This is a genomic window from Moritella sp. PE36 (assembly GCF_000170855.1).
GTDB lineage: Bacteria > Pseudomonadota > Gammaproteobacteria > Enterobacterales > Moritellaceae > Moritella.
This window is the reverse complement of record NZ_ABCQ01000012.1, coordinates 91,677-113,478: the sequence shown is the minus strand read 5'-3', so window position 1 is coordinate 113,478 and position 21,802 is coordinate 91,677. Positions and strand designations below refer to the sequence as shown.

Genomic DNA, 21,802 nt, shown 5'->3' with positions numbered 1-21,802 from the left:
ACAATTGCGCATGTTTTTCTTTTGGTACTAAGTGCAAAATACGATCGATGGCTTGGTTAGCATTGGTTGCATGTAACGTCGCCATACATAAATGACCCGTTTCCGCAAACGCCAAGGCAAATTCCATGGTTTCTTGCGAGCGGATCTCACCAATAAGAATAACATCAGGCGCTTGGCGCAAGGAACTCTTTAACGCCTCTTCAAACGACTCGGTATCGATACCCACTTCACGCTGGGTGATAATACAACTACCATGTTCATGGACAAACTCAATGGGGTCTTCAATGGTTAAGATATGCCCCGATGAGTTTTGATTTCGATAACCCACCATCGCTGCTTGGGTGGTCGACTTACCCGAACCAGTCGCACCAACCACCAATATTAAACCACGCTTTTCGAGTGCCGTGTGTTTTAATATTGGTGGTAAGTGTAAGTCATCCATGGCTGGAATTTCGGTTTCAATACGCCGAATAACCATGCCAGCTTTTTCTAATTGCCAAAATGCACTGACACGGAAACGACCAATATCTGGCATGAAAATACCAAAATTAGATTCTTTGGTGCGGTAAAAAGAAGCATACTCATCCTCAGACATGGCTTCTTTGACTAAGGCTAACGATTGCTCTGCGGTTAATTTATGTTCCGAGAGCGCACGTAATGAACCGTGTACTTTCACTGTCGGCGCAATACCCGCAGAGATATACATATCGGAACCGGCCAGCTTTTTCATTGCACTAAAGAGTTGCGGTAACATCCCCATGTTATTCATCCTTAAAAATTTTGTTGATCAACGGCTCGAATGCGCGCTTCTTCGCTGGTAACAATACCCATATTAACCAATTCTCGTAACGATTGATCTAATGTTTGCATACCGTGCATCATACCCGTTTGGATCACCGAATACATCTGTGCGACCTTATCTTCACGGATCAAGTTACGGATAGCGGGTGTACCCAACATGATCTCATGTGCTGCGACACGACCACCACCGGTACGTTTTAATAGGGTTTGTGAAATTACCGCTCGTAATGATTCAGACAGCATAGAACGCACCATGGCTTTCTCTTGTCCTGGGAATACATCAACAATACGGTCAATGGTTTTCGCTGCAGAGGTTGTATGCAAGGTACCAAATACCAAGTGTCCCGTTTCAGCGGCGGTTAATGCCAGACGAATAGTTTCTAAATCGCGCATTTCACCCACTAAAATGATGTCGGGATCTTCACGTAACGCCGAACGTAATGCCGCATTAAAACTTTTAGTATCGCGATATACTTCACGCTGATTAATTAAGCTTTTTTTATTTTGGTGAACAAATTCAATTGGATCTTCAATGGTCAATATGTGCTTATGCTGGTGCTCATTAATGTGGTCGATCATCGCAGCCAATGTGGTTGATTTACCTGAACCAGTCGGCCCGGTCACCAATACTAAACCACGTGGCAAGTTGACCAGATCATGCAAAATATCTGGCACACTTAATTCGGCCATAGTTTTTATGTCACTGGGAATAGTACGAAACGTTGCTGCTGGACCACGGTGTTGATTGAATGCATTCACACGAAAACGGGCAACGTTATTAATTTCAAAAGAAAAATCGACTTCCAAATGTTCTTCATAGTCTTTGCGTTGTTTATCATCCATAATGTCATAAATCAGCGCATGTACTTGTTTAGCGTCAAAAGCCGGTAAGTTTATTTTACGTACATCACCATCCACGCGGATCATCGGAGACACACCCGAAGAAAGGTGTAGATCTGATGCGTTATGCTTTACACTAAATGTAAGTAACTCTGTAACATCCATATTCTTTTTAACCTCATTTGCAAGTAACATCATGAATAGTATATCAACACGATTACAACAGGTTCTGACTCAAATTGAAAACGCGACAAGCGCATCTTGCAAAAAAAGGTCTGAAATTAACCTGCTTGCAGTAAGTAAAACCAAGCCCGTCGAACAAGTGATGGCAGTTTACGCACTCGGACAGCGTAAATTTGGTGAAAACTACCTGCAAGAGGCGGTAGAAAAAATTACTCACCTGCAGCAAGACGGCAACTACGACGATATAGAGTGGCACTTTATTGGTCCTATCCAGTCGAATAAAACCCGTCCAATCGCCGAGCATTTTGATTGGGTGCAGAGTATCGACCGTTTAAAAGTGGCGCAACGACTCAATGATCAACGTCCAGCAGATATGCCTAAATTAAACGTTTGTATTCAAATTAATATCAGTGCCGAAGACAGCAAGTCTGGCGCTGATGTGCAACAAGCACACCTGTTAGCTGAACAAGTGGCTAATTTACCTAACTTGGTGTTACGTGGGATCATGGCGATCCCAGAAAAAACAGCTGATATCGACAAGCTTAAATCACAATTTAGCCAGCTTGAATCGTTGTATTTATCACTTCAGCACCAATATAACCAAATAGACACTTTATCGATGGGTATGACCAACGATATGGAACTTGCGATTGCGCAAGGTAGCAACATGGTACGTGTTGGCACAGCCATTTTTGGCGCACGCGACTGATCACTCCGTTTTATGGAATTAAACAGTAACGAGCAAGTATAAGGAATTAAACAGTAATGATCACGAATAAAAAAATCGCCTTTATCGGTGCAGGAAATATGGCTAGCAGCCTTATCACAGGCATGATCGCAGATGGTTATCCTGCCGAGTTAATTTATGCAGCCAGTCCGACACGGTCGCGCTTAGATGTATTAGCAGAAAAATTTGCCATTAATACCACCCAAGACAATCACGCTGCTGTGGCGGCGGCAGATATTATTATTCTGGCAGTAAAACCACAGTTGATGGCAGAGGTTTGCTCTCATCTTGCAGAACAAAGTAGCAATTACCGTGGTAAGTTATTTGTGTCTGTTGCCGCTGGCGTAACCGTTGAACGTTTACAGAGTTTATTAGCGGACAATCAACCTATTGTACGGACCATGCCAAATACCCCAGCGTTAGTACAAAAAGGCATGACAGGTTTATTCCCATCACCAGAAGTGTCTGATAACGATATCAAAACCATTGACCAGATCATGATGGCGGTTGGTAAAACATGCTGGGTCGATAACGAAGCTGATTTAAATACCATTATTGCCGCCACGGGCAGTTCACCGGCTTATTTCTTCCTCTTCATGGAAGCAATGCAAGAAAGCATTATCGGCATGGGATTCAGTAAACAGCAAGCAAGAGAGCTAGTCCAGCAAGCGGCGGCTGGTTCAGCCGAATTAGTGATCCAAAATCCACACATTGATTTAGCCACATTACGCCAAAATGTAACCTCAAAAGGTGGCACGACAGCAGAAGCAATCCGTACTTTTGAAGAACAAGATCTACGCGGTACTGTCAATACAGCAATGCAAGCAGCGGTGTCCCGCGCTGAAGAAATGCAAAAACTATTTTAACGATTAACCAACGAACAATTAACTCATAACCAATTAACTTGAAGGGTAATTTATGAACGCGGCTAACTTTTTGGTCAGTATCTTATTTGAAACATACATCCTCATCATACTACTACGCGTATGGTTACAACTGGCCCGTGCCGATTTTTATAATCCAATGAGCCAATTTATTGTCAAAGCAACCCAACCCGTTGTCAGACCATTACGTCGCGTGATCCCAAGCCTAGGCGGCCTCGATCTCGCTTCAGTCATATTTGCTTATGCAGTAGCCTGTGTGATGATTTATACCTTATTCGGTCTGCAAACGGGTGCAGTAGCACCTATCCAAGATGTATTAATCTTAGCTGCGATAAAACTGGTTAAGCAATGCTTTAGCTTAGTATTCTACGTATTGATCTTACGTGCAATTTTAAGCTGGGTTAGCCAGGGCAACAGCCCAGTTGAAAACGTACTATCACAACTAAGTGAGCCAATTTTAACGCCTATCCGTCGTATCATTCCTGCTATTGGTGGTCTTGATCTATCAATGTTAGTGGCGATTTTAGGTCTGCAATTTTTACAAATGTTAATTGGCGATCTGACCGGTCTACCGTTCTAATACCCATTGCATTAAATAAGTGATCAATTATTTCGCCGGGAAAATTGACAATAACAAGACGTTAATTGCCGTAACTAGTTATTCTAATTACAAAATTAACAACGCAGTTAGTGACAGTTTTAACCAGAAAGAATGATCATCTATTTATTGTGATTGGTATAATAAAGCCAGTATCAATGCAGGGGAAACCTTGCATTGATATGTTACTAATTCAAGTTAGCTATACTATTTATATCCTCTTTGCTCAAATTTAATTGCGGAGCCAACATGCCAGCATTATTCAAATCTTTATTACTCTCTATTGCCTTACTCGTCTCAGCAGCAGCCAATGCAGAACAAATGCAAAAGCTGGGTGATTGGGATGTGCATTACATTGCTTTTCCAAGCACATTCTTAACCTCTGACATCGCCTCGGATTATGATATCGACCGTAGTAAATACCTTGGTATTATCAATATTTCAGTGCTTGATAGCGATACCCTAAAAGCGCAAGCGGTAACAATGACAGTGACGGCACGTAATTTACTCGGTAATATCCGCGAATTAGACGTGCGTGAAATTCGCGAACAAAATGCTATTTACTACATTGCAGAAGTGCCACACCGTAACGAAGAAACTTACCGTATCAAGGTAACGATAAGCAGTGGTAATCAAACCCAAGAGCTAAAATTCCAACAGAAGTTTTATGTTGATTAGGCTTTATCAGTGATCGCTGATCCTGTATAACCTGACCCGTAGATGAGTGGTATAACTCATCTCATTTAACTTTTTTTTAATAAATAATAAAGGCGCACCATGTCTAAAGTTGTTCTCGCTACTGGTAATCCAGGTAAAGTTCGTGAAATGTCAGCACTGCTTGCTGAATTTGGTCTGGAAGTACTGCCACAAAGTAACTTCAATATTGTCGAAGCGGATGAGACTGGCACCACCTTTATTGAAAATGCCATCATCAAAGCGAAACATGCAGCAGCATTAACGGGTCTGCCTGCTATTGCTGATGATTCAGGCTTAGCCGTTGATGCGCTACAAGGTGTACCCGGTATCTACTCTGCACGTTACGCCGGTGTAGATGCCAGTGATCGCGATAACTTACTTAAGTTATTAGACGCACTTAAAGATGTTCCTGCAGCGCAACGTACTGCACGTTTTCATTGTGTATTGGTCTACATGACCCATGCTGAAGATCCGACACCGTTAGTCTGTCACGGCAGTTGGGATGGGATTATCACCCAGCAGCCAAGTGGTGAAGATGGTTTTGGTTACGATCCTATTTTCTTTGTGGAGTCGGAAGGCTGTACATCCGCAGAACTGACTAAACAACGTAAAAGTGAACTCAGTCACCGCGGCCAAGCGTTAACCAAATTGTTAGCGGCAATGCATGAACAGCAAACACGATTAGCTACAAAATAATGACAGATACCATGATGACGACTACAACTGATACAGTAACAACACTGCCAATGCGACTACCGCCATTGAGTTTATATGTGCATATTCCATGGTGCGTGCAAAAATGTCCGTACTGTGATTTCAACTCACATACCCAAAAAGGTAAGATCCCGGAAGACGAATACATTGCCGATCTACTGGCTGACTTACGCAGTGAATTACCGCGCGTATTCCAACGATCATTGCATTCGATCTTTATTGGCGGCGGTACACCAAGTTTGATCAGCGCTGAAGGTATCGGCAAAATACTTGATGGTATTGAAGCCATGATCCCATTTAGTGACAATATCGAGATCACCATGGAAGCCAACCCAGGGACCGTCGAAGCCAATCGTTTTCACGGTTATGTCGCCGCCGGTGTTAACCGCATCTCGATTGGTGTGCAAAGTTTACAAGCCGAAAAGCTTAATTTATTAGGCCGTATCCACGATCCTGATGAAGCGATCCGCGCGGCCAATATTGCCAGCGAGTCAGCGTTAAACTCGTTCAATTTAGATCTGATGCATGGCCTGCCACATCAAGATCTGAATGATGCCTTATATGATTTGAATAAGGCGGTCGAATTAGCGCCTCAACATCTGTCTTGGTATCAATTAACCATTGAGCAGAACACCCAGTTCCACTCTAAACCACCCACCTTGCCGGATGAAGATATCCTTTGGGATATTTTTGAACAAGGCCATGCACTATTGAGTGAAGCCGGTTATGAGCAATATGAGATATCAGGTTACGCTAAAGCCGGTAACCAATGTCAGCACAATTTAAACTATTGGCGTTTTGGTGACTATATCGGTATTGGCTGTGGCGCGCACGGTAAGCTCACCGACCCAGAAACGGGCAAGATATATCGCCGTAGCAAGGTAAAGCATCCACGCGGTTATATGGACGCTGACAAAGCCTTTTTAGACAATGAACATGTTGTAGTCCAAGATGAACTGCCATTTGAATTCTTCATGAATCGTTTTCGGTTAACCGAAGCAACACCAAAACAAGATTTTTGTGACTTTACCGGATTGCCATTGACCACGGTTAGTAAGCAGATTGACGCCGCGATAAAAAAAGGCTTACTCACTGAAACCGAAACCCATTGGCAAGTGACCAAACTGGGTCATCGTTATCTGAATAGCTTATTCGATCTGTTTATCTAATTGGCTATTAGCCTTTGCGGTAATCATAGCGGCAGTAGCAATCACATGTAGAACATAGAAAATAAAAAGGGGCGCAATAATTAATTATTGTGCCCCTTTACTATTTTTATTCCATCACTGACTGCAATAAATAACGACCAGTCACCAGCAGCCGTTATCGTTAGAAAATTGAATGGCCAAAACGCTCACTAAACAGCTCTAACAATGCCGTGCCCGCCAACGAATTACCTGAATCATTCAGTTCTGGCGACCACACACAAACCGTTAATTCGCCAGGGATCACAGCAGCAATACCACCGCCAACGCCACTTTTCGCTGGCATGCCAACACGGAAAGCAAAATCACCTGATTCATCATATAAACCACACGTTGCCAACAACGCATTTAAGCGGCGCGTACAACGTTCACTAACCAGGCTCTTGTTACGATGACAAGGTATCCCTTTTTTCGCTAAAAATGAGAATGCAGTGGCCAATTCCACACAATTCATATTTATCGCACAATAGCTAAAATAGCTCTGTAATACCGTTTCGACGCTATTATTAAAGTTACCGTGTGATTTCATCAAATAAGCGATAGCGGCATTACGCGCCATGTGTTCAAATTCTGAATCTGCTACGTTGTGATCAATATAGATATCGGTCGAGTTAGCCAGTTTTCGCAGTAATTCCAACATCCGTTGTTTCGGTGCAGAAAGGCGACTTTGCAGCATATCAGCCACCACCAATGCGCCCGCATTAATAAACGGATTACGCGGTTTGCCTTTTTCAAACTCTAATTGAATAAGTGAATTGTAGGCTTGTCCAGAAGGTTCTCGCCCCACCCTTGTCCATAATTCATCTTCAGAAAAACGGGTTAACGCCGCAGTCAATGCAAATACTTTGGAAATACTTTGGATTGAAAAACGTGTATCTGCATCACCTGCCGTAAATATATCACCGTTTGCCATACATACAGCAATGCCCAGCTGATTCGGATCTACATTTGCCAATGCAGGAATATAATTGGCAACATTACCTTTGCCAATTAGTGGGCGTACTTCGGCGAGCAGTTCTTCTAGAGATGCGTTAGAAAGCATAAATAACCTATTTAAAATACGGTGTTCGGTGTGCTGTAGAAAGCGGGAACAAAAATGGAAAAATAGCAGCTGTCGAGCGTAGACATAAGACAACAAATAACCGACCATTTTAAGGAGATATACCTGAAAAAAGCCGGTTTTAGGGACGAGTAAATGGGCTTATTCGCCTTCTTCACCGTACCACAAATCAAATAATGGGCTAACAATTAGGTTTTGAATACCTTTTGCTTCTAACCAAGTTTTCACTTGTTCACGTTGCTCTTCAGTACATTTACCGTGGGTTTCAGTACAAATCATACCATCCCATTGTAAGTTACCGTCAGCAGCAAAAGCCAGTTTGTTAGGATCGATAACTTCAGCAATGAAACCATCTAAGATAGCGTCAATTTGCGCTTCAGTTGTCCCTTCAGCGAAGTCCCAAGAAAGATCAAAACCCAATTCTTTAAATTCATCAACACGGAGTTTTTTACGTAGACGACGATTACGATTTTTAGCCATTATTACCTCGAATTATTTAGTACGTTTATAAATAATATCCCAAACGCCGTGCCCTAAACGGTGACCACGTTGTTCGAATTTAGTTAATGGACGCCAGTCTGGACGTGGCACAAAATGCCCTTCTGTTGCGGTATTTTCATAACCGGGTGCAGCAGCCATTATTTCAATCATATGCTCGGCATAGTGTTCCCAGTCTGTCGCCATATGGAAGATACCACCTAAGCTAAGTTTTTGGCGAATACTTTCTGCAAATTCTGCTTGTACGATGCGACGTTTGTGATGACGCTTCTTATGCCAAGGATCAGGGAAGAACAACTGCATGCCACCTAAACTAGTATCAGGGATACAATCCACTAATACTTCAACGGCATCATGGCAAAATACGCGCAAGTTGGTAATGCCGCGTTCGCCCGCAGCCATCAGACATGCACCAACACCGGGTGAATGTACTTCGATACCAATAAAGTTTTTCTCTGGTGAAATAGCCGCCATCTCAACTAACGATGCGCCCATACCAAAGCCAATTTCTAATGTTACTGGGTTATCGTTACCAAAAACTTCAGAAAAATCGAGCATGCCCATGTCATGATCTAGACCCATAGTCGGCCAAAAATCTTTCATAGCGGCTTCCTGGCCTTTGGTTAAACGTCCTTCACGTAACACAAAACTTCTCACTTTACGGATACGTTTACCGTCTTCTGTTAATTCAGGTTCTGCTATTCTTTTATGTTCAGTCATTTTTTATCCAGTCGCCGTTATGACAGTTTAATCGCCATAAACATTATAAATTTATCTGTTAATTTGGGCATTATCCAAAGATAGCTGAATTTGGCAAGTTTTGTGTGGCATAATTTCAGCCTAAATTTCCCACAGTTGTTAAAAATACCCGATGACATTGCTATTAGAAAATAATAAAGACACATTTGCCCCGCGGGTACTTGCTTGGTTTAAAGACTTTGGTCGTAAAGATTTACCTTGGCAACAATACCACGAACCTTATCCAACTTGGCTAAGTGAAGTGATGTTACAACAAACCCAAGTCAGCACTGTGATCCCCTATTTCACTACTTTTATGCAGAAATTTCCAACCGTCACCGATTTGGCTAATGCGCACATCGATGAGGTTTTACACTTGTGGACCGGACTCGGTTATTACGCACGCGGCCGTAATTTACATAAAGCCGCGCAATTAATCCGTGATGAGTACCAAGGCATATTCCCAACCGAATTCGAGCAAGTATTAGCATTACCTGGTGTCGGTCGTTCAACCGCAGGCGCGGTATTGTCATTATCGCTAAATCAGCCCCACGCCATTTTAGACGGCAACGTCAAACGCGTATTAACCCGTTGGGGCGCCATCGAAGGTTGGTATGGCGTAAAAGCGGTGGAAAATACTCTGTGGGCGTTATCTGAAGAACTCACACCGCAACAACAAACGGCTAATTATAATCAGGTGATGATGGATCTAGGCGCAACAGTGTGCACCCGTAGTCGACCTGACTGTGATATTTGCCCGGTTAATGATGATTGCAAAGCCCGAGCGATGGGCACCCCGACTGCATTCCCAACCCCGAAACCGAAAAAAACAATTCCGGTGAGAACGGTGCAAATGCTATTACTAAAACAAGGATCGACACTATGTTTACAGCAACGCCCACCAACCGGTATTTGGGGCGGACTCTGGTGCTTTCCCGAGCGCGATGACACGGTATCGCTGGCAGAACAACTCGCACAATTCGGCATTAGTGAGTTTAGCACCCTAGAGTTACCTGGATTTAGGCATACATTTAGCCACTTCCATCTTGATATTAGTCCCTTGTTAGTGGAAATAATTGCCACAACAAGTACGCAAATAATGGAATCTCAAGGGACTCTTTGGTATAACATAGAGCAACCGGCAACTGTGGGATTAGCAGCTGCAACTAAAAAATTATTAACATCTCAAGCATTGAGAGAGGCATAACATGGCTAGAATGGTTTTCTGCACACGCTTACAAAAAGAAGCGGAAGGTTTACGTTTTCAACTTTATCCTGGTGAAGTAGGTAAACGTATTTTTGATCATATTTGCCAAGAGGCATGGTCTGAATGGCAGCAAAAACAAACTATGCTGCTTAACGAAAAAAAATTAAACATGATGGATGAAAATGACCGCATATTTCTTGAACAAGAAATGGTCAAATATCTGTTTGAAGGTCAAGACGTGATCATTGACGGTTTTACCCCAAAAGCTTAATCCGATTGCCTAGCGTGATACTCTAGCGCTAGGCAAGTTTAACCCCGAGAACCAATCAGTCCCATGGCAATATTCCGCACACTACTAATCGCTGTCAGTTGCAGTCTCTTAAGCGCCTGCTCGATGAGTGACTATCAGCATTCAGTCGAACTCGCGAGTCTCAATAATACCACTCAAGCGCTAGAACGACTTTCTTATCAGCAGCCAAATTACCGCGCCAAAACCGAAAAATCCAACGACAAAGACAATACTGCTCTTAACACCTTACAAAATAATTACCGCAGCCAAGTAACCAACCTTTGGGGTGATACTGAACTGTCGTTTTCAACCAATTATCGCTATATCAAATATACCAACGATTACCGCAGTCGCTCAATTATCGATTTTCAACAAGGTAACGTCCGTGTCGAGACACTCGCACAACCAAATAGCCAGCAATACCTTAAACAGGCGATTGAGTACACTCTACTTGCCCCTGAGCACCCTGCATACACAGATTTCTACACCAGTTACAGCTCTGAAGTTAAAGGGAAGCCATTTCTTTATCTACAAGTTAAAGATAATGATGGCAAAGCCATCAAATGGCATTGGCGCGCCTCGCGTTATGCTAACTATCTTATTAAGCACAAGCGTAAGCAAATAACGATAAGTGGTCGTTCGGTAGACGCGGTGACATTTACGTTAACTGCTAACCATACCAAAGTGCGCATGCAGCGTTATCAAGCCCAGATTAAACAATCCGCACAACACTATGGCATTGATAGCCACATAGTCACCGCTATGATCCAAGTTGATAGCTTATTTAATCCGTATGCACTCAGCAGCACGGGTCGTATTGGCTTAATGCAAATTTCCAGCTCCATTGGCCAGGATGTATTTCATCAACAAAAAAAATATCCCTTTAAGCCGCAACCAAACTGGCTATTTAATAACAATAACAACCTAGATATTGGCAGCAGTTATTTATCTTTATTAGATAAACAGTATCTGAAAGAGATCAACAACCCTAAATCTCGCTATTATGCCATGCTGGCAAGTTATATTGCGGGACCACAAAACATGCAGCAAACCTTCTCGAAGAACAAAAAAGAAGCACTCACCATCATCAATAGCTTATCTTCTTACGAGGTTTACCAAAGTTTCACTAACACTCAATCTCGCGACGATATAAAAAACTATGTATCTGCGGTAAACCGTCATTTTCGTCAACTTAGCCGTTAAACGTCAACAAAACACACGTATTGATGATTAATCAGCCAGCGCATAGGGTTAACCCATATTATTTTCACTAAACTTGGCGAAACAGTTGACGGATCGGCCTAAATTATATTTAATAGCGCTCCATTGCCCGAATAGCTCAGTCGGTAGAGCAGAGGATTGAAAATCCTCGTGTCCCTGGTTCAATTCCGGGTTCGGGCACCAAAATTTGGAAAGAATAAAAAAGTGTAATATTGACTTGTTTTTTAAAATGAAGATGATATTATGCGACACGCATTTAGTGCCGACTTAGCTCAGTAGGTAGAGCAACTGACTTGTAATCAGTAGGTCGCCAGTTCGACTCCGGCAGTCGGCACCATTTGCCCGAATAGCTCAGTCGGTAGAGCAGAGGATTGAAAATCCTCGTGTCCCTGGTTCAATTCCGGGTTCGGGCACCATATTAAAACGGTAAAGATATTTCGTTAATAGGTATCTTTATTTAAAACGCATTTAGTGCCGACTTAGCTCAGTAGGTAGAGCAACTGACTTGTAATCAGTAGGTCGCCAGTTCGACTCCGGCAGTCGGCACCATTTGCCCGAATAGCTCAGTCGGTAGAGCAGAGGATTGAAAATCCTCGTGTCCCTGGTTCAATTCCGGGTTCGGGCACCATATTAATAAATAAAGATATATACCACTATCTTTATGAAAAAGCATTTAGTGCCGACTTAGCTCAGTAGGTAGAGCAACTGACTTGTAATCAGTAGGTCGCCAGTTCGACTCCGGCAGTCGGCACCATTTGCCCGAATAGCTCAGTCGGTAGAGCAGAGGATTGAAAATCCTCGTGTCCCTGGTTCAATTCCGGGTTCGGGCACCAAATAATTCCCCTTTAGTTCAGTTGGTAGAACGGTGGACTGTTAATCCATATGTCGCTAGTTCAAGTCTAGCAAGGGGAGCCAATTAAAAAGACCCAGTTATTTATATAACTGGGTCTTTTTTTATCCAAAATTTAGTCCTGCGCAATAGGTTAATTAAATAATCCTATATCTGAATACTATTCCCCTATTTCTGCATTAGCTGAACGCTTTAATTTATAGCTATAAAAAAACCGAACACAGGGTTCGGCTCTCGGTACAACTAGCAACGATAAATATAACGTCAACTGGTCATGCCTATATGCTTAAAGCTAATTAGTTAGCAGTAATACTAATTTCTACACGACGGTTAGCAGCACGACCACTTTTTGTCTCATTAGACGCAATAGGACGACGCTCACCATAACCACGCGTTGATAAACGACCTGATTTAATACCACGTTTATTAAGGTACTCACTGACAGATTCAGCGCGTTCTTCAGACAATGTTAAATTCGATTGTGCGCTACCTACGCTATCCGTGTGGCCAACAATACGCAGTGATGACTTAGGGTACTCATTAAGGATTTTAGCCACGCTGTTTAAGCTTGAGTAAATATCACCACTTAAGTTATAACCCGCGGTTTGGAAACCAATACCTTTTGCCATAATCAGCTGTAATTCATTCTCACCAACACGCTTAACTTGCACACCAGAGCCGATCAGCTCTTGACGTAATTCTTCTTCTTGACGATCGAAGTAATGACCAATACCACCGCCAATCGCCGCACCACCTAACGCACCAAACAAAGCAGCGTTTTTCTTACCTGTCGAAGCGCCAATCAATGCACCCGCAATAGCACCGCCAATCGCAGACTTGGTTGCAGTATTCGTTTCTTGTTCACCTGTTGTCGCATTTTGACGAGCACAACCAGTAAGAGCAGCAATAATCATTATTGCTGTTAGTGTTTTTTTCATCATTGAATAAGCCTTAAATATAGAAACGATATTGGAAGTTAGTGATCGCGAACACTGTAACTTAAATAAACTACAAGCGCATCAGTATATTTACTAGTTAATTAACCGAATCAGCACAAATAAGTGATGTCACTCTCACTATTTTACAAGCTTAGTCACTTCTTACACAGCTTTACAATGCCTCATCTTGAATTGTGACAGTGCGCACTCATCTATTACTAAGTATCAGCATACAATGATGCGAATGCGTTTTCTTAAAAAGGATACCTATGTATAGCTTTCTCAGAACATCATTAATTCTAGTACTAATGCTAGCCGGTAAAGCGCCGCTCGAAGCCGCTACCATGCTTAGCCTTAGTCAAGCCTCTAATAACGGCAGTGCCACTAACCGAGTGCGCACACAAATAAGCAAAGACTTAGCCGGCCTTTATCAACTGTCTGATATGAACAACACTAATATCATTCAACCTTATTCCGATTTTGATTCTCTTTATTCATTAGCTGAAGCAGCACAAGATGAACTCGCAACACTCACCCAACAGATAGCATTAATGTCAAAAACCAATGCTGTGATCCCTGCCATTAAAAGTATTGAACGTGCCCAAGCTAAAATAGCCAATAAACATGATGGTGCGGTAGAAAAAATCACCGATTTAGCCCGTAGTTCACTGATTGCTAAAAACAGCCAACAGTTAATCAGCGCGTTTGAATTACTCGAACAAGAAACCGATATAGTGCAAATAAAGAATCGTTTTAATAACCCAAAACAAAATGGTTACCGTGATATCAATTTATTAGTACGACTACCTAAAACCCAGATGGTGGTTGAAGTGCAGTTACATTTAGATCGCATTGAAGCCATTAAGAATGGTCCTGAACATGACAATTACGTCAAGATTCAACAAATCAGTCATAATGCCCAGCAGCAACAACGTGAAATTTCTGAAATTGAAGCATTTAAAGTGGCACAGTTAAAAGTAGAATCAACAAATCTGTACCAAGTGGCTTGGCAGCAGCAGTTGATGGTTGAACTCAAAACCAGTTTTAAACAAATGGCATAACCGCTTATTTCGCCTATCTGAGTTAACACACAACTTAGTAACAAATAGTTTAGCTACAAAAAGGCCCAATCATGACACTCATGATTGAGCCTTTTATCTTCTAAACCGAAATACGTCTAAACCTGCATACCTTAAACCTATATACCTTAGACATAGCCTAAGCGTAACGCGGTGGTTTAAGCATAACCCCACTTCCAGTTAAATCGAATCTGCTCTTGCAACCCAAAACGCGCCATTAACCAAGGTACCATAGGCATTACTTTATAATGCGCTGTTTTCTTTAGTACACTTTTACCGGTGCGGAAGAAGGTAACGTCTTCACCGCTCTTTAAGAGTCGCACCACAATCCTTTTTTGCTTACCCTCTTCAGGTATTATCACTTGTGCCAGGCTATATTCATGTGTCATCCCAGACCCGTTATAAATCAAAATAATCTGATCCTCAGTTAACTTATTACGTTCTAAGTAACTTTTAAGAGCACTGCCCTGAAAGCCAAATAAGGGATCTCTATTCATGTTTCTTTCCATCTATATTAAATACCATTAAACGTTTATTTATTTTCTTGCCAAAAAAAATGAGGCCTCCATTGGAGACCTCATTTTTAACAATTCTGTGTGGTTATTATCCGGAAATAAACTCGCGGAGTTTTTTCATGGCATTTTTTTCTAACTGACGAACACGTTCAGCAGAAACACCATAACGATCAGCTAAGTATTGCAGTGTGGCTTTGTCTTCCGCTAACCAACGAGATTTAACGATATCTTGGCTACGTTCATCTAATTCAGAAATTGCGTTAGTTAAACTTAGAGATGCGCTTTTATCCCAGTTTTCACGTTCTACTTGTAGCGCTACATCCGAAGCGTTGTCTTCCAAATACTGTGCTGGCGAAAAGCTCGTTGAACCAGAGTCCTTATCGCTATCATCATCTGCATATAAATCAAATGCTTGATCTGAGTAAGACATTCTTGATTCCATTTCCACTACATCTTTAGTAGAAACGCCAAGGGTCTCAGCAACAGTTTTCACTTCTGCACTGGTAAACCAGCCTAAGCGTTTTTTTGATTTACGTAAATTAAAGAATAGTTTACGTTGTGCTTTAGTCGTCGCAACTTTTACTACACGCCAATTACGCAGTACAAATTCATGAATTTCAGCTTTAACCCAATGCACGGCAAAAGACACCAGTCTTACACCTACCTCGGGATTAAATCGTTTCACCGCTTTCATTAAGCCGATGTTGCCTTCTTGGATCAAGTCAGCTTGAGCAAGTCCATAACCGGCGTAACCACGAGCAACGTGAACAACAAAGCGTAGATGTGACATGATCAACTGACGAGCAGCATCAACATCACCTTCATTCTGCAAGCGTTCGCCTAGTTCCTTTTCTTGTTCAGCAGTCAACATTGGAATGTTATTCACGCCTTGGATATAGGCTTCAATGCTACCCTGAGGAACTAATGCCATACTTTGCATATCTTTGCTCATCAACAATTCTCCCGTTATTACACAATAATCTGCGCGATCTTACCACGACTGATGCTTATCGACAAATTCGACCATCAGCGTGACCGCACAAATAAAGTATATTGTATTAAGTATTTGAAATAGATAATTCAGCTTGTTGATAAACAGATAAAAATCACCATATCTAACGACAGCTGTATTATTTATGTACAATCTAGTTTAACGCTAGATTGGAAAAGCTCTAGTCTAATTACAGAAAATTACATTAACATGACAATTGAAAATCAATCAATCGGCTAATGCTAATCTTTTAGTATGACTTTCGGTAATCAATAAGATTCATTATTGTCATCAACGTATTCTATTTAAAAGTAAAAAGGGCAGCAAGCGCCACCCTTATCACACCTGATTTACACGTTATTACCAGTCAGATTAACACCGTATCACCATTTTAGTGCAAGTCCGGTATCACCCCCACTTGTGGCATATCAGCTAAACCAACATCACGCGCATGTTGTTCAAAGCCTTTATTTTTCCAAAAGAATGCACCTGGCATAGTAGTAGGAATAACAAGTACATAAAACAGCGCACGACTTACCGTTGACGCTAACGCAATGGATGCAATTGGCAATAACCATAACAGACTTAAGATACCAGATGGCGCTAATACAGCCAGCAAGGTTACCGCAAAAATATTAATGGCCACGGTAAGATTACGTAATTTGTACGTTTTACCAAATGTTGTGCATTGTACGTAATGCGAAGCCGCACCTTCCCCCTGCTCTACATTGAGGTGTTTAGCATGTGAATAAAGACCAAACGCTTCAATCACTAAACCGGTGATGACAACAGGCGCTAACTCGGTAAGTAGTGGATAAAGCTCAACGCCACCAATCACAGCGACTAAGGCCGTTAATAACGTACCAAGTGCGATTGCAGAACCAACAAACGAACAAGCGGTTTGCCAATGATCCCAGAACGGACGCGCTTTGATACGGTAACTGCGGTACATGTAAAATATACCACCAGCACTACCGATTAAGGCCAGCACACCAAAGGCATTCGCCACATAACTAAAGATGCTCACGTCAAAGTACCAGGCAAGCCCTTGAAAGAACATAAATGCGCCCATGAAGCCAAAGAATAAGGCCACACCTAAGCCCTCTCGACTGACAGGAGAATGTGCTAGGTTGTTAAAGCCACGGTAGAAACGCTTAGGTTTACCAAGATGCAGTGTCGACATTAATAAACCAATCGCTTGCATCGCCATTAATATAACCAGCAATGCTAAACCCGCGCCAGATCCTGTAAATCCAGTTAAGCTTTCAATGCCCAGTAATGGACCTAGGAAGATAAGCGCAAATGCGCCCATCGCCGCTTGTGAAAACAGGGTAAATATCACCAGCGGATTTTCACGTGAACTCAAACGACCCAAGTTCCACGATTGTTCTTTACCGTCTTTTTCATCCACAACCGAGCGGAACGAGCCATCATCTTGTTTATGGTATTTAAGCGGCATGTTATCAGTACGCGTCATTTCACGTTGAGTACTGGTGGTCTGCTGAAAACGGATATTCGGTTTGGTGATACTAGGATCAGGAAAGCCCGGCATCGATGTTTTCGCCTGAATACGGTTTTCAGGGGTATTTTCCACCACCCCAAAGTTAAGCGCATTACCCAGACAAGCAGCGACACACGCTGGTTTTAACCCGACTTCCAAACGGTCTACACACATATTACATTTGGTTACCTGACCTTTAATTGGATCAAGTTGTGGCGCATTGTACGGGCAAACCCAAGTACAATAACCACAACCAAAACAAGTATCCGGATCTTGCAATACCGCACCGTATTCAACATGTTTGGTATAAGCTTTGGTTGGACAACCTTTTAGACAAACCGGATCATCACAATGGTTACACGCCATGGAAATATTGATACGTTTGTAATCAGGGTAACTGCCACTCTCGACATAGCCCACGCTGCGAAAGGCAATATGTGCAGGGTTGTCATTCTTTTCACTACACGCAGCTTCACACGCGTGACAACCAATACAGTTATCCGCGGTAAAGTGGAAGGCATGCTGTTTATTACGGTTAGGATTATCACCTACCGCTTTATTTTCATTAATATTCATTGAACGGCCAACAGGCAGTTTACCTTCGGTACGTTCGATTAAATCAATTTTATTGCCGTAGGTATTAACATCAAATATTTCTACATCTGCTAATTTGGCGTAATTTTGCTCACCAACACGGTGTTCAAAAATCGGCGTACCGTCTTCAACAACCGGTTTTTCTGCCGCGCCGATTTGATCAAGGCGGTCTCTAAACTGTTCTAATTTGTCTAACATAATTTATCCCTGTTATGTTCTCGCGCTAGTCGCTATTACTAAACGTAACTAGTAGGTACGTCGTTCGCGGTTCATTTTCGCCGCCAGTTTTTGATCGACATGCTCAATACGTAGCGAGCTCTGCTTGAATGCAGGTTGACGAGAATGCGGATCAAGCAGACCAAGGCACAAACGATTGACACAATCATGGAAATGGAATGGAATAAACACGGAGTTTGGCGCGACGCGCTGAGTTAATTGCACCATCACCACCGCATCGCCACGACGAGAAGCTATACGCACATAACTTTGATGTTTAATGCCCAATTTGGCTGCAGCATCTGGGTTCATTTCCATATACGGAGTGGGACTATATTTGTTTAAGTTACCCATTTTACCGGTTCGGGTACGGGTATGAAAATGCTCAACGACACGGCCAGTATTGAGCCAGAATGGGTATTCTTCACAAGGATGTTCGTTATTATCAACCCAAGGTAATGGGATCAAATTAGCTTTACCTGTTGGCGTGGCAAACTTGCCATCGGTATATAAACGCGCACCTTCGTCGTTATCCGTTGCGCCTTCACGGTATGGCCACTGTAGACCTCGGGCTTGTTCAATTTTCTCGTAAGTCATGCCTGAAATATCAAGATTACGGTCAGCGCCTTTTGACAGCGTTTTCATTTCTTCAAAGGCTTCTTTAGTCGTCACCGGAAAAGTGATTTTTTGACCATTTTCAAAACGTTTCGATAATTCAGAGAAGATCCAGAAGTCCGACTTAGAGTTACCTTTTGGCGGCTGCACATTAGTCACACGGTTAACCCGGCGCTCGGTATTGGTGAAGACCCCTTCTTTCTCGGCCCATACCGCTGCAGGTAAAAACATGTGCGCGTATTGAGTGGTTTCTACGTCTTGATAAGCATCTTGCACCACTAAGAAATCTAATTTCTCTAATGTTTTACGAATACGCGAAGTATTCGGCATCGATGTCATTGGGTTGGTAGCCACCAGCCATAAACCTTTAATTTGACCCGTTTCTATCGCAGGGAAAATATCGGTTTGGGCTAAACCCCGTTTTTTCGGGAAGAATTCTGGGTCGATGCCCCAAAATTCAGCAATATCGTTACGATCCTTTTCTTTCTCTAATGCGCGATAACCCGGTAAGCCAGAACAAGAAGACCACTCACGTGTGCCCATCGCATTACATTGACCAGTAATAGATAAGCTGGTGCCACCCGGAACACCAATATTACCCGTGATCAGCGATAATGAATTACAACCGGTGATTGCGTCACTGCCATGGGTACTTTGATTCAGGCCCATGGTCCAGATACTCATGGCACGACCTGCTTTAGCAAATAAACGGGCCACATGACGGATGGTATCTTCATCGATACCGCAGATCTTAGCGGCTGATGTTGGGTCAAAATCGGCGACACACGCTCTTAGCTCTTCAATGCCATTAGTGTATTTTTCGATATACTCTTTATCTTCGAGACCTTCTTTTAAGATCACATGCATTAATGCATTTTGTAAGACGATATCGGTACCAGGACTAATGGGCAAATGGATATCGGCAAATTGCGCCAGCATAGTGACACGTGGGTCGACCACAATAAGCGGAAAATTACGTTTCTCTTTGGCTTCTTTCAAGCGCCAGTAAATAACCGGATGTTGCTCTGGCAGGTTAGAACCCCAGGCAATCAGGCAATCGGTATGCGAAAAATCATCGTAACAGCCAGGAGGGCCATCCGAACCAAATGAGCGTTTATAACCCGATACGGCAGAGGCCATACATAAGGTGGTATTACCATCGTAATTATTGGTACCAATACAACCACGCGTTAACTTACCTAAGGTATAAAACTCTTCCGTTAGTAACTGACCTGTAGAGACAATGGCAAATGCATCTTTACCATATTGGTCTTGAATCGCTTTAATTTTTTCGCCCATGGTATCGAGGGCTACATCCCAACTGATTTCTTTATACTGCTCATGAATTTGATCGCGCACCAGTGGATTGTTACCACGTCCTGCCGCGTCAAATAACTCATGCTCAAAGATACCTTTAATGCACAACTTACCTCTGTTTACATCCGCGTCAGCAACGCCTCGACTCGCAACTGCATTCCCTTGCTCATTCATACCGATCTCGATAGAACAACCTGTAGAACAATATCCACACGTTGTATATTTCCATTCTTTAACCTGTTTATCCGCAATGCGAATAGGCTTTTGATCCTTGCGTCCGAAAATCATAAGACGTCTCCATTGAATTGCTCAGCACATTGTTTATTGTTTTATTTTTATAAATACATTATCTATAAAAGACAAGTCAGCAATAACCAAGCCAGCTTACTTTAAACACCTATAAAAAGGATGATGTTCTTCTTAACCTGCATAAACACAGAGATCTTCCTGTCTATTGCCCACACGCCCCCTCATTTTAACAACATCTATTCTCAACCACTCCGCCTTAGCTGCACCATGGCTGTGCGAGAATGAAAAAACTGGTGCAACATCACACTACTTAATCATCTAAAAAACCTTATACAAAATAAGGTATAGAAACAAACCCTTAAATATCAACAACTAATACTTTAATTACAGAGTTGGCATTGTCTTTGCGTTAGTGAGTACAGAGCAGTACTACAGGGATGTGAGTCATGACAATCGAATTAATTACCAAAGCGCAATCAAAAAATAACAGCACGTTAGGTCAAGTCGCATTAGTAGGAGCAGGTCCGGGGGATCCAGAGTTACTCACACTAAAAGCATTAAAAGCGATTGAGAGCGCCGATCTGATCTTGTTTGATAACTTGGTTAGCCACGACATTAGAGCGTTATTTCCACCCCATACCAAAGCGATTTATGTCGGTAAGAAAAAAGCAGACCATTGTATTCCACAAGACCAATTAAATTTATTCATGGTCGATAAAGCCAAACAAGGTCTGAATATTTGTCGCCTTAAAGGCGGTGACCCATTTGTATTTGGCCGCGGTAGTGAAGAACAACTGGTGCTCCATGCCCACGATATCAAAACAATCGTCGTACCTGGCATCACCGCAGCATCGGGCTGTACCGCCTATGCTGGGATCCCGTTAACCCACAGAGGTCTATCAACGGGCTGTACCTTTATTACTGGGCACCTAAAAAATGGCCAATTAGACCTAAATTGGTCGCAGCTTGCCCACCTTGAACATACCTTAGTGTTCTACATGGGTCTGGGTAAATTAGCGGAAATTTCAGCGCAACTTATCAGTCATGGTTTAGCCAGTGATACACCTGCTGCCTTGATAGAAAACGGCTCGACACCACAACAAAGAGAATTCGTTGGCACTGTAGCTACCTTGCCAACACTGGCGATTGAACACCAATTACAAAGCCCTAGCCTGATCGTGATCGGCAAAGTTGTCTCTCTTGCAGAACAACTTAGCTGGCGAGATCTAGAGCAAGCGGCAAAAAATCAAGAATTAAGCGCATAACGGAGCATGTC

21 protein-coding genes and 8 tRNA genes are annotated in these 21,802 nt (G+C 42.5%); 19 read left to right on the top strand and 10 right to left on the bottom strand.

All coding sequences use genetic code 11. The annotated features are described in order from the left end of the window. Positions 1 to 760: PilT/PilU family type 4a pilus ATPase (locus PE36_RS09630; RefSeq protein ID WP_043994393.1), on the bottom strand; the 760-nt coding region annotated here is incomplete at its 3' end. Between the two features lie 11 nt (positions 761 to 771). After that, positions 772 to 1,806 carry a type IV pilus twitching motility protein PilT gene (locus tag PE36_RS09625; protein ID WP_006031814.1) on the bottom strand — a complete coding sequence of 345 codons (1,035 nt, stop codon included), beginning with the start codon at positions 1,804 to 1,806 and terminating at the stop codon, positions 772 to 774. 31 nt (positions 1,807 to 1,837) lie between these two features. Between PE36_RS09625 and PE36_RS09620 the strand changes: the two genes are divergently transcribed. From PE36_RS09620 to hemW, 6 genes are all read left to right on the top strand, one after another. Beyond that, positions 1,838 to 2,533: a YggS family pyridoxal phosphate-dependent enzyme gene (locus tag PE36_RS09620; RefSeq protein WP_006031813.1), complete on the top strand. Its 696-nt coding sequence runs from the start codon at positions 1,838 to 1,840 to the stop codon at positions 2,531 to 2,533. 56 nt (positions 2,534 to 2,589) lie between these two features. Then, on the top strand, positions 2,590 to 3,417 hold the full coding sequence (proC, locus tag PE36_RS09615) for a pyrroline-5-carboxylate reductase (RefSeq protein ID WP_006031812.1): 828 nt from the start codon (positions 2,590 to 2,592) through the stop codon (positions 3,415 to 3,417). A 52-nt stretch (positions 3,418 to 3,469) separates the two neighbouring features. Next, on the top strand, positions 3,470 to 4,015 hold the full coding sequence (locus PE36_RS09610; protein ID WP_006031811.1) for a YggT family protein: 546 nt from the start codon (positions 3,470 to 3,472) through the stop codon (positions 4,013 to 4,015). Between the two features lie 267 nt (positions 4,016 to 4,282). Continuing rightward, positions 4,283 to 4,711, top strand: a complete 429-nt coding sequence (locus PE36_RS09605) for a DUF4426 domain-containing protein (protein ID WP_006031810.1) — start codon at positions 4,283 to 4,285, stop codon at positions 4,709 to 4,711. Positions 4,712 to 4,810: 99 nt separating this feature from the next. Further along, positions 4,811 to 5,425, top strand: coding sequence for an XTP/dITP diphosphatase (locus tag PE36_RS09600; RefSeq protein WP_006031809.1), 615 nt, complete (start codon positions 4,811 to 4,813; stop codon positions 5,423 to 5,425). Beyond that, on the top strand, positions 5,425 to 6,612 hold the full coding sequence (gene hemW, locus PE36_RS09595; protein WP_006031808.1) for a radical SAM family heme chaperone HemW: 1,188 nt from the start codon (positions 5,425 to 5,427) through the stop codon (positions 6,610 to 6,612). The genes PE36_RS09600 and hemW overlap by 1 nt, the downstream gene beginning before the upstream one ends. A 160-nt stretch (positions 6,613 to 6,772) precedes the next feature. Here hemW and glsB read toward each other — a convergent pair whose 3' ends face one another. The 3 genes from glsB to trmB form a co-directional block, all read right to left on the bottom strand. Next, positions 6,773 to 7,690 (bottom strand): glutaminase B, encoded by a 918-nt coding sequence (glsB, locus tag PE36_RS09590; RefSeq protein ID WP_006031807.1) that lies wholly within the window; start codon positions 7,688 to 7,690, stop codon positions 6,773 to 6,775. Positions 7,691 to 7,849: 159 nt separating this feature from the next. Then, the gene (locus PE36_RS09585) at positions 7,850 to 8,188 is read right to left on the bottom strand and encodes a YggL family protein (RefSeq protein ID WP_006031806.1); all 339 of its coding nucleotides are present in this window, start codon (positions 8,186 to 8,188) and stop codon (positions 7,850 to 7,852) included. Positions 8,189 to 8,200: 12 nt separating this feature from the next. Further along, positions 8,201 to 8,926 (bottom strand): tRNA (guanosine(46)-N7)-methyltransferase TrmB, encoded by a 726-nt coding sequence (trmB, locus tag PE36_RS09580; protein ID WP_006031805.1) that lies wholly within the window; start codon positions 8,924 to 8,926, stop codon positions 8,201 to 8,203. A 151-nt stretch (positions 8,927 to 9,077) separates the two neighbouring features. Between trmB and mutY the strand changes: the two genes are divergently transcribed. The 11 genes from mutY (at position 9,078) to PE36_RS09525 (ending at position 12,576) form a co-directional block, all read left to right on the top strand. Continuing rightward, complete coding sequence (mutY, locus tag PE36_RS09575; RefSeq protein ID WP_006031804.1) at positions 9,078 to 10,151, top strand: A/G-specific adenine glycosylase; 1,074 nt, start codon at positions 9,078 to 9,080, stop codon at positions 10,149 to 10,151. Between the two features lies 1 nt (position 10,152). Continuing rightward, entirely contained in the window at positions 10,153 to 10,422 is a 270-nt protein-coding gene (locus PE36_RS09570) for an oxidative damage protection protein (RefSeq protein ID WP_043994391.1), read from the top strand. A gap of 123 nt (positions 10,423 to 10,545) precedes the next feature. Next, complete coding sequence (locus tag PE36_RS09565; RefSeq protein WP_006031802.1) at positions 10,546 to 11,643, top strand: murein transglycosylase domain-containing protein; 1,098 nt, start codon at positions 10,546 to 10,548, stop codon at positions 11,641 to 11,643. Positions 11,644 to 11,768: 125 nt separating this feature from the next. Further along, positions 11,769 to 11,844: transfer RNA gene (locus PE36_RS09560), tRNA-Phe, on the top strand. 78 nt (positions 11,845 to 11,922) lie between these two features. Next, positions 11,923 to 11,998, top strand: a tRNA-Thr gene (locus tag PE36_RS09555). A gap of 3 nt (positions 11,999 to 12,001) precedes the next feature. After that, positions 12,002 to 12,077 (top strand) — tRNA-Phe (locus PE36_RS09550). Positions 12,078 to 12,134: 57 nt separating this feature from the next. Further along, positions 12,135 to 12,210, top strand: a tRNA-Thr gene (locus PE36_RS09545). Between the two features lie 3 nt (positions 12,211 to 12,213). Further along, positions 12,214 to 12,289 (top strand) — tRNA-Phe (locus tag PE36_RS09540). A gap of 50 nt (positions 12,290 to 12,339) precedes the next feature. Next, a tRNA-Thr gene (locus tag PE36_RS09535) sits at positions 12,340 to 12,415 on the top strand. Between the two features lie 3 nt (positions 12,416 to 12,418). Further along, positions 12,419 to 12,494: transfer RNA gene (locus PE36_RS09530), tRNA-Phe, on the top strand. A gap of 6 nt (positions 12,495 to 12,500) precedes the next feature. Then, positions 12,501 to 12,576, top strand: a tRNA-Asn gene (locus PE36_RS09525). Positions 12,577 to 12,807: 231 nt separating this feature from the next. Here the strand turns inward: PE36_RS09525 and PE36_RS09520 are convergent. Further along, complete coding sequence (locus tag PE36_RS09520) at positions 12,808 to 13,452, bottom strand: OmpA family protein (protein ID WP_006031800.1); 645 nt, start codon at positions 13,450 to 13,452, stop codon at positions 12,808 to 12,810. Between the two features lie 266 nt (positions 13,453 to 13,718). On the opposite strand from PE36_RS09520, the gene PE36_RS09515 reads away from it, so the two are divergent. Further along, positions 13,719 to 14,510: a RelA/SpoT domain-containing protein gene (locus PE36_RS09515; RefSeq protein ID WP_043994389.1), complete on the top strand. Its 792-nt coding sequence runs from the start codon at positions 13,719 to 13,721 to the stop codon at positions 14,508 to 14,510. 176 nt (positions 14,511 to 14,686) lie between these two features. Here the strand turns inward: PE36_RS09515 and PE36_RS09510 are convergent, their stop codons facing one another. The 4 genes from PE36_RS09510 to PE36_RS09495 form a co-directional block, all read right to left on the bottom strand. After that, on the bottom strand, positions 14,687 to 15,025 hold the full coding sequence (locus tag PE36_RS09510; protein WP_006031798.1) for a hypothetical protein: 339 nt from the start codon (positions 15,023 to 15,025) through the stop codon (positions 14,687 to 14,689). Positions 15,026 to 15,131: 106 nt separating this feature from the next. Beyond that, positions 15,132 to 15,995, bottom strand: coding sequence for an RNA polymerase sigma factor RpoH (gene rpoH, locus PE36_RS09505; protein WP_006031797.1), 864 nt, complete (start codon positions 15,993 to 15,995; stop codon positions 15,132 to 15,134). Positions 15,996 to 16,425: 430 nt separating this feature from the next. Then, on the bottom strand, positions 16,426 to 18,327 hold the full coding sequence (locus PE36_RS09500; RefSeq protein ID WP_006031796.1) for a DmsC/YnfH family molybdoenzyme membrane anchor subunit: 1,902 nt from the start codon (positions 18,325 to 18,327) through the stop codon (positions 16,426 to 16,428). A gap of 48 nt (positions 18,328 to 18,375) precedes the next feature. Then, on the bottom strand, positions 18,376 to 20,565 hold the full coding sequence (locus tag PE36_RS09495) for a molybdopterin oxidoreductase family protein (protein WP_006031795.1): 2,190 nt from the start codon (positions 20,563 to 20,565) through the stop codon (positions 18,376 to 18,378). Positions 20,566 to 20,972: 407 nt separating this feature from the next. Between PE36_RS09495 and cobA the strand changes: the two genes are divergently transcribed. Next, positions 20,973 to 21,791: a uroporphyrinogen-III C-methyltransferase gene (gene cobA, locus PE36_RS09490; RefSeq protein ID WP_006031794.1), complete on the top strand. Its 819-nt coding sequence runs from the start codon at positions 20,973 to 20,975 to the stop codon at positions 21,789 to 21,791. Positions 21,792 to 21,802: the final 11 nt, after the last annotated feature.

Excerpts from the sequence above, each read along its gene's own strand:
- PE36_RS09625 (WP_006031814.1), bottom strand. The coding sequence starts at position 1,806 with ATGGATGTTACAGAGTTACTTACATTTAGTGTAAAGCATAACGCATCA.
- PE36_RS09620 (WP_006031813.1), top strand. The coding sequence starts at position 1,838 with ATGAATAGTATATCAACACGATTACAACAGGTTCTGACTCAAATTGAA.
- proC (WP_006031812.1), top strand. The coding sequence starts at position 2,590 with ATGATCACGAATAAAAAAATCGCCTTTATCGGTGCAGGAAATATGGCT.
- PE36_RS09610 (WP_006031811.1), top strand. The coding sequence starts at position 3,470 with ATGAACGCGGCTAACTTTTTGGTCAGTATCTTATTTGAAACATACATC.
- PE36_RS09605 (WP_006031810.1), top strand. The coding sequence starts at position 4,283 with ATGCCAGCATTATTCAAATCTTTATTACTCTCTATTGCCTTACTCGTC.
- PE36_RS09600 (WP_006031809.1), top strand. The coding sequence starts at position 4,811 with ATGTCTAAAGTTGTTCTCGCTACTGGTAATCCAGGTAAAGTTCGTGAA.
- hemW (WP_006031808.1), top strand. The coding sequence starts at position 5,425 with ATGACAGATACCATGATGACGACTACAACTGATACAGTAACAACACTG.
- glsB (WP_006031807.1), bottom strand. The coding sequence starts at position 7,690 with ATGCTTTCTAACGCATCTCTAGAAGAACTGCTCGCCGAAGTACGCCCA.
- PE36_RS09585 (WP_006031806.1), bottom strand. The coding sequence starts at position 8,188 with ATGGCTAAAAATCGTAATCGTCGTCTACGTAAAAAACTCCGTGTTGAT.
- trmB (WP_006031805.1), bottom strand. The coding sequence starts at position 8,926 with ATGACTGAACATAAAAGAATAGCAGAACCTGAATTAACAGAAGACGGT.
- mutY (WP_006031804.1), top strand. The coding sequence starts at position 9,078 with ATGACATTGCTATTAGAAAATAATAAAGACACATTTGCCCCGCGGGTA.
- PE36_RS09570 (WP_043994391.1), top strand. The coding sequence starts at position 10,153 with ATGGCTAGAATGGTTTTCTGCACACGCTTACAAAAAGAAGCGGAAGGT.
- PE36_RS09565 (WP_006031802.1), top strand. The coding sequence starts at position 10,546 with ATGAGTGACTATCAGCATTCAGTCGAACTCGCGAGTCTCAATAATACC.
- PE36_RS09520 (WP_006031800.1), bottom strand. The coding sequence starts at position 13,452 with ATGATGAAAAAAACACTAACAGCAATAATGATTATTGCTGCTCTTACT.
- PE36_RS09515 (WP_043994389.1), top strand. The coding sequence starts at position 13,719 with ATGTATAGCTTTCTCAGAACATCATTAATTCTAGTACTAATGCTAGCC.
- PE36_RS09510 (WP_006031798.1), bottom strand. The coding sequence starts at position 15,025 with ATGAATAGAGATCCCTTATTTGGCTTTCAGGGCAGTGCTCTTAAAAGT.
- rpoH (WP_006031797.1), bottom strand. The coding sequence starts at position 15,995 with ATGAGCAAAGATATGCAAAGTATGGCATTAGTTCCTCAGGGTAGCATT.
- PE36_RS09500 (WP_006031796.1), bottom strand. The coding sequence starts at position 18,327 with ATGTTAGACAAATTAGAACAGTTTAGAGACCGCCTTGATCAAATCGGC.
- PE36_RS09495 (WP_006031795.1), bottom strand. The coding sequence starts at position 20,565 with ATGATTTTCGGACGCAAGGATCAAAAGCCTATTCGCATTGCGGATAAA.
- cobA (WP_006031794.1), top strand. The coding sequence starts at position 20,973 with ATGACAATCGAATTAATTACCAAAGCGCAATCAAAAAATAACAGCACG.